This window comes from Pseudoroseomonas cervicalis ATCC 49957, from assembly GCF_000164635.1.
Taxonomy (GTDB): Bacteria; Pseudomonadota; Alphaproteobacteria; order Acetobacterales; family Acetobacteraceae; genus Pseudoroseomonas; species Pseudoroseomonas cervicalis.
In genome coordinates this window covers 13,092-14,771 of record NZ_GG770780.1, presented here as the reverse complement: position 1 = coordinate 14,771, position 1,680 = coordinate 13,092, and the positions used below count along the sequence as shown (strand labels likewise).

At 76.4% G+C, this 1,680-nt stretch carries 1 protein-coding gene; it reads right to left on the bottom strand.

Features of this window, described 5'->3' with window-relative positions; all coding sequences use genetic code 11:
* Window positions 1-1,368, bottom strand: a 1,368-nt coding sequence (locus tag HMPREF0731_RS25510; protein WP_007004710.1) for a beta-ketoacyl [acyl carrier protein] synthase domain-containing protein, incomplete at its 3' end; no start/stop codon positions are given.
* Window positions 1,369-1,680: the final 312 nt, after the last annotated feature.

Below are 1,680 nucleotides of genomic sequence, written 5' to 3'. Positions count from 1 at the left end.
GAGCAGCAGCGGCGGCGCGCTGTTGCGCACCGCCTTGGGCGCCGGCGCGGTGGCGGCGGGCGCGCGGCCCAGCAGCACGCTGGCATTGGTGCCGCCGAAGCCGAAGCTGTTGACGCCGGCCACCGCGTCCGGGGCCAGGTCCAGCGTCTCCAGCGCCGTGGGCACGCGGATGTTCAGCCCGGCGAAGTCGATGTTCGGGTTGGGGCTGTTGAAATGCAGGTTGGGCGGCAGGGCGCCGCGCTCCAGCACCAGCATCGCCTTGAACAGCCCGGCCATGCCGGAGGCGGGCTCCAGATGGCCGATATTGGTCTTCACCGAGCCCACCGGCAGCGGCGCCGCGCGCCCCTGGGCCAGCGCCGTGCCGATCGCCCAGGTCTCGGCCGGGTCGCCGGCCTGGGTGCCGGTGCCATGCGCCTCGAAATAGGCCAGCCGCTCGCGCGTCACCCCGGCTTCCGCCATGACACGGCCGAGCAGCGCCGCCTGCGCCTCGCGGTTCGGCAGGGACAGGCCGATGGTGCGGCCGGCGGCGTTGGTGCCGCAGGCCAGGATGACGCCGCGGATGGCGTCGCCCTCCGCCTGCGCCTGGGACAGCGGCTTCAGCAGCACGACGCCGGCGCCCTCGCCGCGCACATAGCCGTCCGCCGCGGCGTCGAAGGCCTGGCAGCGGCCGCGCGCCGAGAGCATGCCGGCGCGCGAGAAGCCGGCGAAGGCGAAGGGGGAGAGCAGCAGCTGCACGCCGCCGACCAGGGCCGCCTCCACCTGCCCGGCGCGCAGCGCGGCGATGGCGGCGGCGAGCGCCACCAGCGAGGAGGAGCAGGCGGTGTCCACCGTCTGGCCGGGACCGCGCAGGTCGAACACGTTGGTCAGCCGGTTGGCCAGGATCGACAGCGTGTTGCCGGTCATGAAGTAGCGGTCGGTGCCGGCGGAATCGCCCAGCCGCAGCTCGGCATGGTCGGTCGAGGAGCCGCCGACCCAGACGCCGATATTGCGCCCCGCCAGGCGGCTGGCCGGCCAGCCGGCATCCTCGACCGCCTCGGCCGCGACCTCCAGCAGCAGGCGCTGCTGCGGGTCCATCTCGGCGGCCTCGCGCGGGGAGAGGCCGAAGGCCGGCGCGTCGAAGCCGGTGATGTCGCCCAGATGCGCGGCGGCGAAGCTGTAGGAGCGGCCGGGCTCGCCCTTGCGCGGGTGGTGGAAGGCGGCCTGGGTGAAGCGCTCCTCCGGCAGGGTGGAGACCGCGTCGCCGCCGCTGGCCAGCAGCGTCCAGAACCGTTCGAGATCGGGCGCGCCGGGCAGGCGGCAGGCGGCGCCGACGATGGCGATGGGCTCGAGGGTGGCGCGCGGGCCGGCGGGCTTTCTGGCTCTGGTCATTCCAACTGCTCAGCGCGCCGCCGGGGGCAGCCCGCGCCTGGAGGTGAGTTCGGCGTGCGGCGGCGGGGGCCTCAGCGGCCCCGGCCTGGGCCGGGAGGGTATCCCGCGCCGGACCTGAACACGCGCCCCGCGCCGGGGCCGGATGCGCGCCCTGCGCGGGGGTTGGATGCGCGCCCCGCGCCGGGGGTGGATGCGCGTCCCGCGCAGGGGCTCATGGCACGGCCTGGGCCCTGGCGGCAACCGCGGCGCCACCGGCCACACCTTGCTGGCCGGCCCAGCCGGGCTCGTTGGCCGGGCGCGGGCGGGCGGGGG